16 protein-coding genes and 1 pseudogene are annotated in these 13833 nt (G+C 68.7%); 6 read left to right on the top strand and 11 right to left on the bottom strand.

The features are described 5' to 3' along the window. Positions 1 to 207 precede the first annotated feature (207 nt). A complete protein-coding gene (radC, locus tag NA8_RS18080) occupies positions 208 to 891 on the bottom strand; it encodes a RadC family protein (RefSeq protein ID WP_063051564.1) in 684 nt (227 codons plus the stop codon). Between the two features lie 127 nt (positions 892 to 1018). Here radC and NA8_RS18075 point away from each other — a divergent pair, with 127 nt between their 5' ends. Continuing rightward, entirely contained in the window at positions 1019 to 1318 is a 300-nt protein-coding gene (locus NA8_RS18075) for a DUF6881 domain-containing protein (RefSeq protein WP_063051563.1), read from the top strand. Between the two features lie 27 nt (positions 1319 to 1345). On the opposite strand, the gene NA8_RS18070 is transcribed toward NA8_RS18075, so the two are convergent. Next, on the bottom strand, positions 1346 to 1543 hold the full coding sequence (locus tag NA8_RS18070; RefSeq protein WP_063051562.1) for a type II toxin-antitoxin system VapB family antitoxin: 198 nt from the start codon (positions 1541 to 1543) through the stop codon (positions 1346 to 1348). Positions 1544 to 1650: 107 nt separating this feature from the next. Between NA8_RS18070 and NA8_RS18065 the strand changes: the two genes are divergently transcribed. Beyond that, complete coding sequence (locus tag NA8_RS18065) at positions 1651 to 2184, top strand: DUF4396 domain-containing protein (protein ID WP_084466898.1); 534 nt, start codon at positions 1651 to 1653, stop codon at positions 2182 to 2184. Positions 2185 to 2312: 128 nt separating this feature from the next. Continuing rightward, complete coding sequence (locus NA8_RS18060) at positions 2313 to 3209, top strand: phenylalanine 4-monooxygenase (protein WP_063051561.1); 897 nt, start codon at positions 2313 to 2315, stop codon at positions 3207 to 3209. 20 nt (positions 3210 to 3229) lie between these two features. Here NA8_RS18060 and NA8_RS18055 read toward each other — a convergent pair whose 3' ends face one another. Both NA8_RS18055 and NA8_RS18050 read right to left on the bottom strand, forming a co-directional pair. Further along, positions 3230 to 3841 (bottom strand): TetR family transcriptional regulator, encoded by a 612-nt coding sequence (locus tag NA8_RS18055; protein WP_063051560.1) that lies wholly within the window; start codon positions 3839 to 3841, stop codon positions 3230 to 3232. Beyond that, positions 3831 to 5345, bottom strand: a complete 1515-nt coding sequence (locus tag NA8_RS18050) for an MFS transporter (RefSeq protein ID WP_063051559.1) — start codon at positions 5343 to 5345, stop codon at positions 3831 to 3833. Before NA8_RS18050 ends, NA8_RS18055 begins: the two co-directional genes overlap by 11 nt. 128 nt (positions 5346 to 5473) lie before the next feature. Between NA8_RS18050 and NA8_RS18045 the strand changes: the two genes are divergently transcribed. Beyond that, positions 5474 to 6775 (top strand): D-alanyl-D-alanine carboxypeptidase family protein, encoded by a 1302-nt coding sequence (locus NA8_RS18045; protein ID WP_063051558.1) that lies wholly within the window; start codon positions 5474 to 5476, stop codon positions 6773 to 6775. A gap of 8 nt (positions 6776 to 6783) precedes the next feature. Here the strand turns inward: NA8_RS18045 and yhjD are convergent, their stop codons facing one another. From yhjD to NA8_RS18030, 3 genes are all read right to left on the bottom strand, one after another. Further along, positions 6784 to 7815 carry an inner membrane protein YhjD gene (gene yhjD, locus NA8_RS18040; protein ID WP_063051584.1) on the bottom strand — a complete coding sequence of 344 codons (1032 nt, stop codon included), beginning with the start codon at positions 7813 to 7815 and terminating at the stop codon, positions 6784 to 6786. 67 nt (positions 7816 to 7882) lie between these two features. Next, the gene (trpS, locus tag NA8_RS18035; RefSeq protein ID WP_063051557.1) at positions 7883 to 8914 is read right to left on the bottom strand and encodes a tryptophan--tRNA ligase; all 1032 of its coding nucleotides are present in this window, start codon (positions 8912 to 8914) and stop codon (positions 7883 to 7885) included. Positions 8915 to 8936: 22 nt separating this feature from the next. After that, positions 8937 to 9905 (bottom strand): oxygenase MpaB family protein, encoded by a 969-nt coding sequence (locus NA8_RS18030; protein ID WP_245663894.1) that lies wholly within the window; start codon positions 9903 to 9905, stop codon positions 8937 to 8939. A 91-nt stretch (positions 9906 to 9996) separates the two neighbouring features. Between NA8_RS18030 and NA8_RS18025 the strand changes: the two genes are divergently transcribed. Then, positions 9997 to 10632 carry a TetR/AcrR family transcriptional regulator gene (locus NA8_RS18025; RefSeq protein ID WP_063051556.1) on the top strand — a complete coding sequence of 212 codons (636 nt, stop codon included), beginning with the start codon at positions 9997 to 9999 and terminating at the stop codon, positions 10630 to 10632. Between the two features lie 9 nt (positions 10633 to 10641). Here NA8_RS18025 and NA8_RS18020 read toward each other — a convergent pair whose 3' ends face one another. The 3 genes from NA8_RS18020 to NA8_RS18010 are packed head-to-tail and all read right to left on the bottom strand — an operon-like array spanning position 10642 to position 12388. Continuing rightward, on the bottom strand, positions 10642 to 11136 hold the full coding sequence (locus NA8_RS18020) for a barstar family protein (RefSeq protein ID WP_063051555.1): 495 nt from the start codon (positions 11134 to 11136) through the stop codon (positions 10642 to 10644). Beyond that, a complete protein-coding gene (locus NA8_RS18015) occupies positions 11136 to 11615 on the bottom strand; it encodes a guanyl-specific ribonuclease (protein WP_063051554.1) in 480 nt (159 codons plus the stop codon). Before NA8_RS18015 ends, NA8_RS18020 begins: the two co-directional genes overlap by 1 nt. Then, positions 11612 to 12388, bottom strand: coding sequence for an exodeoxyribonuclease III (locus NA8_RS18010; RefSeq protein ID WP_063051553.1), 777 nt, complete (start codon positions 12386 to 12388; stop codon positions 11612 to 11614). Before NA8_RS18010 ends, NA8_RS18015 begins: the two co-directional genes overlap by 4 nt. Before the next feature lie 68 nt (positions 12389 to 12456). Here NA8_RS18010 and ephH point away from each other — a divergent pair, with 68 nt between their 5' ends. Beyond that, the gene (gene ephH, locus NA8_RS18005) at positions 12457 to 13341 is read left to right on the top strand and encodes an epoxide hydrolase EphH (RefSeq protein WP_063051582.1); all 885 of its coding nucleotides are present in this window, start codon (positions 12457 to 12459) and stop codon (positions 13339 to 13341) included. Between the two features lie 218 nt (positions 13342 to 13559). Here the strand turns inward: ephH and NA8_RS32940 are convergent. Next, a pseudogene (locus NA8_RS32940) lies at positions 13560 to 13833 on the bottom strand (acyl-CoA dehydrogenase family protein); the annotation flags it as partial.

The following is a 13833-nucleotide window of genomic DNA, read 5'->3' as shown; positions in this document are numbered from 1 at the left end:
TGCGGTGTCTGGCATCTGCCACTGCCCGCCGGACCGGGGCGCGACCTGGGAACCGGCATAGACGACCGGTGGCTCGATGGGCTCCCGATCCGCCACTCTCGAAGCTGTGCGTTGTCCATGGGACCAACCGAGTGGATCAGGCCGCAGTTCTCACGATGGCCCGGTACATCGTGCAGCCGTCAGTCGGCAGCGTGGTCGCGGAGGGTTTCACCTTTCAGCCACTTGCCACCCCGGGGCGCTGGCCCATCTCTCCCCTGCGAGGACGACGTGGTCCAGGAAACGCAGACCTACGGTTCGCGCCGCTTCGGTGAGCAGGGTGGTGGTGCGGCGGTCGTCGGGGCTGGGGGTGGGGTCGCCGGAGGGGTGGTTGTGGACGATGGCGAAGGCTCGGCCGTCGTGGCGCAGGACGGTGTTGAGGATTTCCCGGACCGGGACGGCTACCTGGTCGATGGCGCCTTCGGCGACGAAGACCTTTTGCCGCAGGCGGTTCTGCGCGTCGCAAACCAGGACGAGCAGGCGCTCGACCCTGGACCCGGCGAAATGCGGGCGCGCGGCGGCGGCCACCTCGGCGGGGCTGGTCAGCCGGCTCGAGATGTCCGGCCTACCGCGTGCTCGCGCGCCGAGGTGGAAAGCGGCGATGATGGCGGCGGCCTTCGCGACGCCGACGCCGGCTCGGCGCGACAACTCCTCCGGGCGCGCCGACGACAGCCCGGCAAGCCCGCCGTGCTCGACCAAGAGTTCCACCGCCAGGTCCAGCGCGCTCGCGCCGCGCCTGCCCTGCCCCAGCAGCAGGGCCAGCAACTCCGCGTCGCTGAGCGCGTGCGGGCCGAGTGCCAGCAACCGCTCACGCGGCCGCTGCGCCACCGGCACGTCGACTAGAGAGACCGCCATGACTCCCACCCCTCGGTCACGCCAACAGTGACCGGGATTCTGCCAGGGGCCACCGACACATCGCGCATATGCTGGCTGGTGTGCGGTTCGGTAGCCGAGCGGTCACGAACTGGGGAGCTGATGTGCGATGTGGTACCTGAAGGCGCAATGGCACCACGACTTCGATGACGAGCCGGTCGAGCTGTTCAGCGAGATCGGCGACGACGGTTTCGAGGTACGCAAGGTCGAGATGTTCCGTGACGGGCACGCCGACTGGGCCGATTCGGGCAGCGGAACCGGTACGACCGAACTGGGGCAGATTCCGGTTCCGACCCCGGGGGAGATCAATGCCGAGACCGAGTTCACCGCGCTCCAGATCGACGCTCACGAGTTCGAGGCGGTCTGGCAGCGCGCTCTCGACGAGCAGCGGCCCGTATCGCCCAGGTAGCCGAAGGGCGGCGTCTGCGGAAGACGCCTAGCGGTCCACCACCGCGACATCCGATAGCCCGACGAACGCCTTCGCGGCGAGCCGTTGCAGATTGTGCAGCTGACGCTCGTGCACGACGATCCGGCGCAAGGCCTCGTTGATGGTGGCGTCGCTGCTGGACGTGCCCATGATGGCAGCGGCCGCGGCGAGCAAGTCCTGGTCGAGATCGATCCGCACGGATTTCATGCGCCCTCCTTCGTACATTCGCCATCTTGCGGCATAACGCGGGTTCATGTCCGGCAAATCACGAACTCGGCCTTGCGTTAATACCCTACGGGGGTATAGTTCCCCGCATGGAACACAGGCACGACCCCTCGGGCGAGCACGCCTCGCACACCGCGCACGCGATGAAGGACGCCGTTCAGTACACCGCGCACCACTCCCCCGCTACCTGGCGGATGGCGGCCATGGCGACGCTGCACTGCCTCACCGGCTGCGCCATCGGTGAGATCCTCGGCATGGTGATCGGCACCGCGCTGGGCTGGAACAACGCCTCGACGATGGTGCTGGCCATCGTGCTGGCGTTCGTGTTCGGTTACGCGTTCACCATGCGCGGCGTACTGCGGGCGGGCCTGCCGTTGGCGGCCGCCATCGGTACCGCGCTGGCCGCCGACACGGTGTCCATCACGGTCATGGAGATCGTGGACAACGCCGTGATCCTGGCGGTCCCGGGGGCGATGGACGCCCACCTGGACACCGTACTGTTCTGGACCACACTCGCCTTCGCCTTCGCCGTGGCGTTCGTGGTGACGACACCGGTCAACAAGTGGCTGATCGGACGCGGCAAGGGCCACGCGGTGGTGCATGCACTGCACGGCGCGCACTGATCAGAACGTCGTCCGATCCGCACCTTCTACTCCCAGGTTCGCCCGGAAAAGGCCCGTTCGGCTAGGCAGATTGTCCAGCTGAACGGGCTTTTGTTGTCGCCGGGTCCCGGTGGTGCTTGCATCGAGATATGTTCAGCGAGGCGCAGCTGTACTCGCCGGTGACCCGCACCGGCGACGGCGACGTGACCGTGCACCTGAGCGACGAGCACCCCGGCGTGCACGATCCGGCCTACCGGGCCCGGCGCAACGCCATCGCCGCGCTGGCGCTGGACTACGCGCCGGGAAAGCCGCTCCCCCACATCGCCTACACCGACGAGGAGCAGCAGGTGTGGCGGATCGTGTCGGCCGAACTCGCCCGCAAACATCGCAGCTATGCCAGCGCGGAGGTTCTCGCCGCCGCCGAGGCGCTGTCGTTGCCCACCGATCACATCCCGCAACTGGACGAGGTCTCCGCGGCGCTGGCACCGCTGACCGGATTCCGCTACGCACCGGCCGCGGGCCTGGTGCCGCTGCGCGAGTTCTTCGGCTCCTTCGCGGATCGGATCTTCCACTCCACGCAATACATCCGGCATCATTCCGCGCCGTTGTACACCCCCGAACCGGACGCCATTCACGAGATCATCGGGCACGCCAACCAGATCGCCAGTCCGCGCTTCGCGGCGATCTACGCGACGGTCGGCGCGGCGGTCGCGCGGCTGAGCACCGACCGCGCGCTGAAATTCCTGGCCGACGTCTTCTGGTTCTCGATGGAATTCGGCGTCGTCCGGGAACGCGGTGAGATCCGCTGCTACGGCGCGGGGCTGCTGTCGTCCTACGGCGAGATCGAGGAGTTCCGGCACGCCGAGCTGCGCCCGCTCGACATCGCGCAGATGGGCACCGCGACCTACGACATCACCCACTACCAGCCGATTCTCTACTGCGCGGACTCGATCGCCGAGATCGAGGACGTGATCGGCGGCTTCTTCGCGACCATGGACGACGACACCCCGGATCGGTTCCGGCAAGCCAGCACCGCCGGGGCATAAGACGGTCCGAGGCTCGGCCCTCAGTGCTGACGATCCGGCCCGAGCGGGAGCCCCGCGTCCAGGAAATCCATCGTGCGCGCGATGTTGTCGAGGTTCATCGGCGCCATCGCCTGGACCGCCAGCCCGGCGCCCGTCATCGCGCCTGCCGCCACCCGCACCTCGAAGTCGTCGGGCGAGCGGCCGACGTGATCGGCCAGCAATCCGGACAGCAGATCAATGCTGCGCATCATCTCCAAGCCGATCGCGGAGCGCAGTTCCGGCACGTGGAACAGCAGCGCTTGACGTTCCTGCTCGAATGCCAGCTCGGCGGGGGGCAGGTTGGTGAAGACCTCGCGCACCGCCTCGCGGAAGGCGACCATCGGGCGGACGTCGCGCGGCTGACGACGCAACGCCTCGATGATCACCGGATCGAGATCGTCGGCCAGTACCAGCTGTTCCTTGGACGGGAAGTAGCGGAAGAAGGTGCTCGGCGAGACATCGGCGGCCGCGGCGATCTGCTCGACGGTCGTCTCGTTGTAACCCTGCTCGCGGAACAGCCGGAAAGCCTCGAGGCGAATCGTCCGGCGGGTCCGTTCCTTCTTTCGCTCGCGCAAACCTCGCGCCGTCCCGTTCGCGGGTAGCTCAACCGACATGTATCGATTCTGCCGCACCCGGCTCGCGCACCCGGTCGGGCTGCCGCGCGCGGACGAACATCGCCGTGAGCACGGCCGCCAGCAGGCACAGCGCGGCGCAGACCCAGAGCATCGCGCTCATGCCGCCGAGGAAGGCGACCTGCACCTGGTGCAGCATCGACTGATCACCCAGGTGGCGCGCCGTGGCGACGCCCGCGTTCACGCCGTCGTCGATCGGTTCGCGATTCAGCGCGCCGAGTTCCGACCGATACCGGGTGGCCAGCACGGTGCCCAGCACCGCGACGCCGATGGTGCCCCCGGCCTGACGCAGCGCTTGCAGCAGCGCGGAACCGGAGCCGGAGCGCTCCGCGTCCAGTTCGCCCATCGCCATGCCCATCGCGGCGGGCATGACCAGACCCATCCCCGCGCCCAGCAGCGTCAGCCACAGGGCGGTGAAGCCGTAGCCGCTGTCCACGGTGGTGAGCGCGCCCAGCACCAGGGAACCGGCCAAGACGGTGAACCCGGCGGTGATCACGACGCGGATGCCCAGTTTCGGCAGCACCTTGTCGACCAACCTGCTGCCGACCAGCAATCCGCCGATCAGCGGAAGCAACCGCAGGCCGCTGCCGAGCGCGTCCACGCCGAGCACCGCCTGGAAGTACTGCGGAACGGTGAAGAACATGCCGAACATGGCGAAGTTCACCACGATGGAAAACCCGGTGCCCCAGCGGAATCCGTCGGCGGCGAACAGTCCGAGATCGACCAGCGGATGCGTCGTCCTGCGTTGCCAGGCCAGGAACGCGCCGAACAGGAGCACACCCGCCGCGACAATGCCCCATGCGGGCCCGTCGCCCCAGCCTTTCTCCCCGATACGGATGAAGCCATACGTCAGTCCGAGCATGCCCGCGGCCGACAGCACCACCCCGGGCAGATCCAGCCGGAACTGTTGCGCGCTGCGCGATTCCGGCACCAAGGCGGCGACGGCGAGCGCGCCGATCACGACCATCGGCACGTTGATCAGGAACACCGAACCCCACCAGAAGTTGCGCAGCAGCCAGCCGCCCACGATCGGGCCCAGCGGAAGACCGATCGCGGTGGAGGTGATCCAGATCGTGAGCGCCCGCTGGAGATCGGCCGGTTCGGGGAACAACGCGGGCAGCACCGACATCGACAGCGGCATCATCGCCGCCGCCGCTATTCCGAGCGCGACGCGCGCCGCGATGAGCTCGCCGGGTGAGGTCGCCACGGCGCAGGCGACCGAGGCGACACCGAACAGCGCCAAGGCGGCGAGCAGGAACTTCTTGCGGCCGTAGCGATCGCCGAGCGCGCCGGCGGGCAGCATCACGGCGGCCAGGGCCAGCGTGTAGGCGCTGCTGAACCATTGCAGCGCGGCGGTATTCGCGTTCAGGTCGACCGCGAGTGTGGGCAGCGCCACGGTCAGCACGGTGACATCGAGCCCGATGGTCAGCATCGCCACGGCCAGCGCGCCGAGGGCGAGCCAGCGGCGGGTCGAGTCATTCTTCATGACGCCTCCGAAAGTGATAGATACAACTTTTTGATAGTAACTGCCATTTGGTACTTGATGTCAATATCGCCGCCGAAGGCGTGAGTGTGTGCGACCGATCACCGGCCCGCTCGCTAGGCTCATCGGCGATGAAGATCACTCGCCGTGCCTTGCTCTGCGTGGGCGCCGTGCTGGCCGTCGCCGCGATCGCAACGACGGCCGCGCCGTCCCTCGCCGAGCCCAGCACCACTACGCCGTTCACCACCCCGAACACCGACGGCTGCCCGCAGAAGACGTTGCCGCCCGCGCCGATCGACGCCTCCGAGGTGCCCGCCCCGGGACAGTCGACTCCCGCACCGCTACCGATCCCTTCCCCGCCGATCGGCGGGCCCCGCCTCGGTGACTGCGGAGTCGTGCTGCCCAAAGCCGCACCGCCTGCCCCACAGGAGGTTTCGGCGACAGCCTGGTTGGTGGCGGATCTGGATACCGGCGAAGTGCTCGCGGCGAAGGACCCGCACGGGCGCTACCGGCCCGCCAGCACGATCAAAGTGCTACTGGCCACGCTGGCGCTGCGCACGCTGAGTCTCGACAAGGTGGTGGTCGGCACGCAGGCCGATGCCGATGCCGACGGCACCCGGGTGGGCATCGGCCCCGGCGGCCGCTACACCAACCGGCAGCTCATGCAGGCGTTGATCATGGCCTCGGGCAACGACGCCGCGCATGCCATCGCCGCGCAACTGGGCGGCGACGCCGCGACCGTCGCGAAGATGAACGACCTCGCGAAATCGTTGCGCGCCATGGACACTCGCACGGCCACACCGTCCGGTCTGGACGGGCCCGGGATGAGCACGTCGGCCTACGACCTCGCCGTGCTGTTCCGCGAGGCCATGACCATCCCGCTGTTCGCGGAGCTGATTCACACCGAGCAGGCCGACTTCCCGGGCTACCCCGCCGACCCGGCGGTTCCCGGCGACACCGACCGCCCCGGCTACCCGATCGGCAACGACAATCAGCTGCTCTACAACTACGACGGCGCCCTCGGCGGCAAGACCGGCTTCACCGACGACGCGCGCCAGACCTTCGTCGCCGCCGCCCAGCGCAACGGCCGCAGGCTCGCCGTCACCCTGCTCAAGGCCGACGTGCGGCCGATTCGGCCGTGGGAACAGGCCGCCCGCCTGCTCGACTACGGCTTCGCGTTGCCCCGCGGCGCCTCGATCGGCAACCTGCCCGGCGCGGTGATAGCCCAGCGCGACCAGAGCGCGGTCACCCTGGCCGCGCCGCCCGCGGCGGGCAGCGACCGGGCCACGCCTTCGATGCCGGGCAGCGACCCGTCCGCCATGCCCGCAGCCGAAGACCGCCGCACCGGCGCCAGGACCACGCTGATCATCGGCGGTGTCCTCTTGGTCGCCGCGCTGTTGCTAGGCGCACGCCAGGCCAACCGGCGACGCTGATCGAACGTTCACCGACGGCCCGGCAACTTGCGCAATCCAGAAAGTGCGAGGGCCGCGAGCGCACCCGCGCCGAAGTAGGTGGCGCCCACGCCCACCGAGATGTCGCGTGCGCTGACCCGCGGCGCGATCACGGCGGGGCCGGGCGCGGGAATCTCCGCTTCCGGTTCGTTCTCCGTGGCGGTGGCCGCCCAGGCGGTGGCGAACAGGACGATGCGGTAGGTGACATAGCTGAACACCATCAGGCCGATGATCGAGCCGAAGGTAGCGCCGGCGGGGCTGTTCAGCACCGAGCGCAGATAGATCGACGCGACGATCTTGAACACCTCGAACACCACCGCGGCCAGCGCGGCCGCCTTGACGGCGCTGGCGAGCGTCACCGGTTCCCGGGGCAACCTCGCGATGACCCACGCGAACACCGCCCAGGAGGCGAGGAACCCGAGCAAGGTCGACGACAGCCACAGCAGCACGCCCGCCCCGGGCGCTTCACCGAGGCCGACGCTCTCGAGCAGCCGCCTGCCGAGGGTGCCCGAGGCCACCGCCGACAACCCCAGCGATACCGTGAAGGCGAGACCGAGACCGACCAGCGCCCCGAGATCGGAGAGCTTGGTCATCAGCCAATTGCCGTCCGGAGACTTCTGCTCCCACTGCTCGGTGAGCGCGGCCCGCAGGTTGGCCATCCAGCCCAGCCCGCTGTAGACGCCGGTCAACAGACCCAGGACGCCGACCGCGCCCCGCGACTCGACCGCCTGATCGACCAGGTCGTTCACTTGGGTGCCGAACGAGCCCGGAATGTTCTCGATGATCTTGGCGCGTAACTCCTCGAGCAAATCCGGATTGCTGGACAAGACCAGGCCCGCGACCGCGAAAGCGATCATCAGCAGCGGGAACATCGACAGCACAGTGAAATACGTGATGCCCGCCGCGTAGTAGTTACCCCGTTGCCGCTGGTAGCGCCCCGCCGTACGGACCAGATGGTCCAGCCACGGCTGTGCCTGGACCCGGCGTTCGATCCCGGCCTTGACGTTGTCGATCACCTGCACCATTCGCCCCTTCGACCAAGAGACCTCGCACGACGCCTGACGGGGCGCACGGAGGTGAAGTAGCCGTTCAGCGACTCGGCAAACCGACCCGGTCGTAGACCTGCGCGAGAGTGTTGCCCGCGATCTCTCGGGCGCGCTCGGCTCCAGCGGCGAGTACGCGGTCGAGTTCGCCTTGATCCGACAGGTACTCTTGCACCTTCGCGCGCAGCGGCGTGACGAATTCGACCAGCGCGTCGGCCACGTCGGCTTTCAGCTCGCCGTAACCCTTACCCTCGAAATCCTTCTCCAGCGTGACGATCGGCGCGCCGGTGAGCGAACTCAGGATCACCAGCAGGTTACTGACGCCCGGCTTGCGTTCCGGGTCGTAGCGGATCTCGCGTTCGGTGTCGGTGACCGCGGACTTCACCTTCTTCACGGTGACCTTCGGGTCGTCGAGCAGATTGATCAGGCCCGCGTCGGTGGAGGCGGACTTGCTCATCTTGGCGGTGGGGTCCTGCAGGTCGTAGATCTTCGCCGTGCCCTTGACGATATGCGCCTCCGGCACCACGAACGTCTTCTTGAACCGAGTGTTGAAGCGCTGGGCCAGGTTCCGGGTCAGCTCCAAGTGCTGGCGCTGATCCTCACCGACTGGCACCTGATGGGCGCGGTAGAGCAGGATGTCGGCGGCCATGAGCACCGGATAGGTGAACAGGCCGACGGTCGCGTTCTCCGCGCCTTGCTTCACCGACTTGTCCTTGAACTGGGTCATCCGGCTGGCCTCGCCGAAACCGGTGATGCAGCTGAGCACCCAGGTCAGCTCGGCGTGCTCGGGCACCTGGCTCTGCACGAACAGCGTGGACTTCTTCGGGTCGATGCCGATAGCCAGCAACTGGGCGGCGGCGGCCTTCGTGCGCGCCTTCAGCTCCTTGGGATCCTGCGGCACCGTGATCGCGTGCATGTTCGGGATGAAATACAGCGCGTCGTAGTCGTCCTGCATGGTCACCCAGTACTGCAGCGCGCCAAGGTAGTTCCCGAGATGAAACGAGGAGCTGGTCGGCTGGATCCCGGAAAGAACCCGCTGCTTGCGTTCGGCGGCCGGGGTGGGCGCAGGACTGGACATACCCCCGATCTTCCCATGCGGCTCAAGCGGAATTTCGCTGCACCCAGTTGCGCGGGTCCACCCCCGGCATACTCGGCCGTCCGCCACTGACCAGTTCGTGTTCGCGCTGGGACAGCCTCTTGTAGACCGGTGTGCTGGGCCCGGCGAGGGTGCCACGCAGCACCGGTGGCACCAGCGGAACCGACATATGCGCGGTGCGGACCGCCCGGGACAGGCCCTGGTAGGCGACCTCTTCGGCCACACCCCACCGCATCCCGTACATCCGGCGGATCCGGGGCGGCAGGCTGCCCTGCACCAGCAGGTAGAACGCGGAGGTGACCTGCTGCAACGGCACGCCCTGCGAGTAGGGGACGCGCTGTCCGGCCAGGTATGAGCCCACCAACCGCGCCTCGTCGGTGAGGAACAGCTCGTCGGAGGCCAGATAGCCGTCGAAGTACGCGCGGAACTCGCGGTAGCTGCCCGGCGCCGCGTCCGCTGGCATGCCGAACAGCTCGCCCCAGCGCACGTAGTCCTGGTAGAGCCCCTCGCGCTCGCCCAAGGTCATGGTGCGCACCAGCAGGTCGTACATCACCTCGGCCGAGTCGAAGGTGAAGGCCATCGTCATGAACATCAGGTGCGGATCGAGCGCGGAGTACCCGGTGCCGGCGGGGTGGCGCGCTCCGGCATCCTCCGGCAGCGCGCCACGCACTCTGACGTGCCGTTTCCTGGTGAACGCCAGGGCGCGGTCGGCCTCGGACCTGCTGCCGAGGAACACCGCCTCGAACAGGCGGCCGGTCAGCGCGAGCCGGGTGTAGGGCGTCATCCGATGCTCGGTGTTCTCCGCGGTGCCGACATACAGCAGCGGGTGCACCGCGCCGATCACCAATGCGCGCAAGCCGTAGGTCAGCCCCACCGCGCGCTTGCTCATCACCCGCCGGACCATCGAGTGGTCACTGAAATATCCGGGCTCGGACATCGCCGCCTCCTCGTCGAGCACATCTGGCAATAGCATCCCCCAGAATCCGCATTTCTGGCAATACTCCCTGCCAGAATGTTTTGTCGACGCCCGGCGTGGGAGCCGGCGCACCTGTAAGAATCGAAGGGTGACGGCGCAACGGACTTACGGGGGCATCTCCGCCGAGGAGCGCCGGGCGCAGCGGCGTGCGGCATTGCTGGAGGCCGCGCTGGAGATCATCGGCACGGAAGGGCTGGGGAAGCTGACCGTGTCGGGGCTGTGCGCGCGGGCCGGTCTCAACGAGCGGTACTACTACGAGAACTTCGACAGTCGTGACGGCGTGCTCACCGCCCTGATCGACGGGATCGCGGAGGAACTCGCGGTGGCCATCCTCGCCGCGGTGCGCACCGCCGCGCCGGACACGCGCGCGACCGCGCACGCCGCGATCACCGCGGGCGTGCACCTGCTCACCGACGACCCGCGCAAGGCGAAAGCAGCCCTGATCGCGGGCATGGCGACACCGGAGCTCCGCGCCCGCACCACCGAGACGGTGCGCGTGTTCGCGCGGATGGTGGCCTCGGAGGGCACCGACTTCTACCGGATGCCCGACTCGGCCCCGGCCCCGGCGATCGACTTCCGCGCCCTGTACCTGGTCGGCGGGCTGGTGCAGACGCTGACCGCCTGGCTACAGGGCGATCTGAACCTCACCCGCGACGAATTGATCGAGCACACGGTGGACGTGTTCGTCCTGCTCGGTGAGGACCTTGCGGAAAAACTGCGGTAACCGTCCCGCTCACAGCCGCAGGGATACGTCCTCGAGGTCGGGCGCGTCGCCTTGCAGGACGACCCGGAACAGCACATCCCGCCGCGACCAGTAGGCCGCGCAGTCGCGCATGGCCTCGGCGAACCAGTCGCGCTCGATCGGCTCGTAGGCGAGCAATCCGGCCGAGTCGCGCACCACGGCAACGTATCCGGCCCCTTCGCCGAGGAAATCGTCCAGGTCACGCAGGCATTCGTCGAACGCGTCCTTGTTCTCGCCGAAGTAGTACGGGAATTGGAACGCGGCGGCGAACTCGTCGAAGAGCCGCGCGGTGGTGGGCATCTTCGCGCCGCGCAGCTCGCGCACCAGGTAGCCGGGGGGCGCCTTGTCCCGCACACCGCTGAACTCGGCGGCGTCCACAGCGAGGGCGCCGAACGTGACGCGCGGCGGGGCGAGCGCCGCGCGGGGCGGGGCGTCGTCCGCGTCGGGACGGGCAAGGAACTGCGACAGCGTGACGGTCTTTGTCATCAGCGCATCCTCGTGAAGGTCTTGTAGTGGTCACCGGTGTACCAGGCCGAGCCGTCGCTGCCGGTGACAATGCGTTCGGCGTCGCGCGATCGGCCGGGCTGCTTGGGATTGACATCCCATTCCCGATAGGTGATCGGCTTGCCGGAACCGTCCGCGGCGGGCAGGTCGCCGCCGCGGTTCTGCCATCGCTCGCCCCCTTTGGTGCCCGGGGCATTCGCCGAGCCCGGCCACCGGCCCGCATCGATCTCCCGCAGCGTGACGTACGCGCGCTCCGGCACACCGGACGCCTGGGTGACCGGCGACGCGCTGTCCCCGCGCGACGCGGTGGCCGTGCTCGCCGCCGCGGTGGTCGCGCGACTCGCGGACGTGGACGTTGTGGCATCGCCCCCGTCGTACAGGGCGAGCACCGCGGCGAGCAGCACCAGCGCGACCGCGCCCAGGACACCGAGACCGCGCTTGACCAACGGCGACCGGTTCATCGGTACTGCACCGTGACCGGAGCGTGGTCGGACCAACGCTGGTCGTAGGCGGCGGCGCGCTCGACCAGCGCGTCTTTGGCACGAGTGGCCAGATCGCCTCGGGCCAGCTGATAGTCGATGCGCCAGCCGCTGTCGTTGTCGAACGCGCGGCCCCGGTAGGACCACCAGCTGTACGGGCCGTCGACCCCGGGATGCAGGTGGCGCACCACGTCGACGTAGCCCGCGGCCAGCAGCTCATCGATCCACGCCCGCTCCTGCGGCAGGAAGCCGGCCGACTTCAGGTTGCCCTTCCAGTTCTTCAGATCCCGCTCGGTGTGCGCGATATTCCAGTCCCCGGCGACCACGAAGTCCCCGGTTCGCGCGGTGAGATAGGCGCCGAGTTCGGCCATGAAGCGATACTTCTCGTCTTGGCGCACCGTGCCCGCGTCGCCGGAGTGCACGTAGACGCTGGCCACGGTGACGTCGTCGAAGTCGGCCTCGAGATAGCGTCCCGCGGCGGCGAACTCACTGCTGCCGAAGCCGACTCGCACGGCGCAGGGCGCCCGCCGCGACAGGATGCCGACACCGGCGCGGCCCTTCGACTCCGGCTCGGCGTGCGACAGTTGCCATCCCGCGTCGAGCGCGGGAGCCAGCGCGGCCCGGACCTGCTCGTCGGTCGCGCGGGTCTCCTGCACGCACACGACGTCGGCCTCGGTGGCCGCGAGCCAGGCCAGCAGCCCCTTGCCGGCGGCGGCGCGGACACCGTTCACGTTCACTGTCGAGAAATACGGCACTCCACGACCGTACAATGCTGGTCAGATGAAGTCCCCCGGACACTGCCGTCCAGGAAGGGGTGAAGACGATGTCGTCCGACACCTCCCAGTCCTCCTCCGCCGCCGCGCGCGGCTCCACCCGGCCGAAACAGCCCCAGCCGATCAAGGCACTGCATGTGGGTTCCGGCGACCCCCTGCTGTTGCTGCACGGATTCATGATGTCGCCGCACTGCTGGGAGCAGACCGCCGCGCGGCTGTCGACGCACTGCGAAGTGTTCGCGCCTGCGTTCGCGGGGCACTGGGGCGGTGCGCCCACCGAGGGCCCGGCGGTGAACGTGTCGACGCTGGCCGACGGGATCTGTGATCAGCTCGACGAACTGGGCTGGCGCACCTGCCATATCGCGGGCAACTCGCTCGGCGGGCTGGTCGGCGTCGAACTCGCCCGCCGCGGACGTGCCCGCACATTGACGCTCATCGCGCCCGCGGGCGGCTGGCACGCGCCCTCGCTGACCCAGTGGCGAATCAACCTGAAATTCCTCTCCCTGGTGCCGATCGTCCAGATCGGCAAGCGCTTGGGCGGATTCGCGATCGGCAACCCCCTCGCCCAGCGGGTCGCGCTGCTCGCGCTGAGCAAGCATGCCTCCGCGGTCCCCCGCCGCGACGCCGCCGCCGCCCTCGCCGCCGCGCTGCACTGCCCGGCGATGGTGCCGATGATCCTCGGCGCGATGCGAGCGCCGGCCCAGGAGGACCTGTCCACCCTGCGGACGCCGGTCCGGCTGCTGCTCGCGGAGTACGACCGGGTCATCCCCAACCGCGTCTACGCACGCCGCTACCTGAAGGAACTGCCCGAATCCGCCGACCGCATCCTGGTCAACGGCGTCGGCCACGTGCCGATGCTGGAAGCCCCCGACCGCATCGCCACCCTCATCGCCGAGCACGTATACGCCAGCCGCACGCGGTTGCGCGCTGTGTGATCTGGCCGGGACTTCGTCGCGGCGTGTTCGCGGCCCCTTTGTGGCCGCGAACGGAACATGCTCGGTCTCGCTTCGCTCGACACCGGGAGTCGGGGTTGAGCTGGGCACGTCGGCAATCGAACTGAGGGCGTAGCGCACGCGGCTCGGTGCGGCGGGTGGGCGGTGTCGCGCGAGCAAGTGCGGTACCGCTTCCCCTGCCGTTGCGAGGTCGCCCGGCTCGAAACTACTGCGCCAGCAGCCCCTTCGCGATCGTGGGTCACCTGGATCTCGTTGCTGCCCGCGTAGATCATCAGCGACTTGGCGTCGCGGGCGAGTTGCTCCACGCGGTACTCGGTCATGTAGCCGTTGCCGCCGAAGAGCTGGACCGCTTCCATCGCCACCTCGGTGCCGCTCAGAGGCATACAGCTTCATCGCGGAGGCCTCGGCCCAGGGTCGGGGGTTTTGCCCGCGCGGCCCCGCTCCAGCGTGTTGAACACCATGTTCTGCACGTTG

It is taken from the genome of Nocardia arthritidis NBRC 100137, assembly GCF_001612765.1.
Lineage (GTDB): Bacteria > Actinomycetota > Actinomycetes > Mycobacteriales > Mycobacteriaceae > Nocardia > Nocardia arthritidis.
The sequence above is the reverse complement of the archived record's forward strand: the minus strand, read 5'-3'. Positions and strand labels throughout refer to the sequence as shown.

What these genes read in the sequence shown, in the direction of transcription:
- radC (WP_063051564.1), bottom strand. Translation starts at nt 891, where the DNA reads ATGGCGGTCTCTCTAGTCGACGTGCCGGTGGCGCAGCGGCCGCGTGAG.
- NA8_RS18075 (WP_063051563.1), top strand. Translation starts at nt 1,019, where the DNA reads ATGTGGTACCTGAAGGCGCAATGGCACCACGACTTCGATGACGAGCCG.
- NA8_RS18070 (WP_063051562.1), bottom strand. Translation starts at nt 1,543, where the DNA reads ATGAAATCCGTGCGGATCGATCTCGACCAGGACTTGCTCGCCGCGGCC.
- NA8_RS18065 (WP_084466898.1), top strand. Translation starts at nt 1,651, where the DNA reads ATGGAACACAGGCACGACCCCTCGGGCGAGCACGCCTCGCACACCGCG.
- NA8_RS18060 (WP_063051561.1), top strand. Translation starts at nt 2,313, where the DNA reads ATGTTCAGCGAGGCGCAGCTGTACTCGCCGGTGACCCGCACCGGCGAC.
- NA8_RS18055 (WP_063051560.1), bottom strand. Translation starts at nt 3,841, where the DNA reads ATGTCGGTTGAGCTACCCGCGAACGGGACGGCGCGAGGTTTGCGCGAG.
- NA8_RS18050 (WP_063051559.1), bottom strand. Translation starts at nt 5,345, where the DNA reads ATGAAGAATGACTCGACCCGCCGCTGGCTCGCCCTCGGCGCGCTGGCC.
- NA8_RS18045 (WP_063051558.1), top strand. Translation starts at nt 5,474, where the DNA reads ATGAAGATCACTCGCCGTGCCTTGCTCTGCGTGGGCGCCGTGCTGGCC.
- trpS (WP_063051557.1), bottom strand. Translation starts at nt 8,914, where the DNA reads ATGTCCAGTCCTGCGCCCACCCCGGCCGCCGAACGCAAGCAGCGGGTT.
- NA8_RS18030 (WP_245663894.1), bottom strand. Translation starts at nt 9,905, where the DNA reads ATGCTATTGCCAGATGTGCTCGACGAGGAGGCGGCGATGTCCGAGCCC.
- NA8_RS18020 (WP_063051555.1), bottom strand. Translation starts at nt 11,136, where the DNA reads ATGACAAAGACCGTCACGCTGTCGCAGTTCCTTGCCCGTCCCGACGCG.
- NA8_RS18015 (WP_063051554.1), bottom strand. Translation starts at nt 11,615, where the DNA reads ATGAACCGGTCGCCGTTGGTCAAGCGCGGTCTCGGTGTCCTGGGCGCG.
- ephH (WP_063051582.1), top strand. Translation starts at nt 12,457, where the DNA reads ATGTCGTCCGACACCTCCCAGTCCTCCTCCGCCGCCGCGCGCGGCTCC.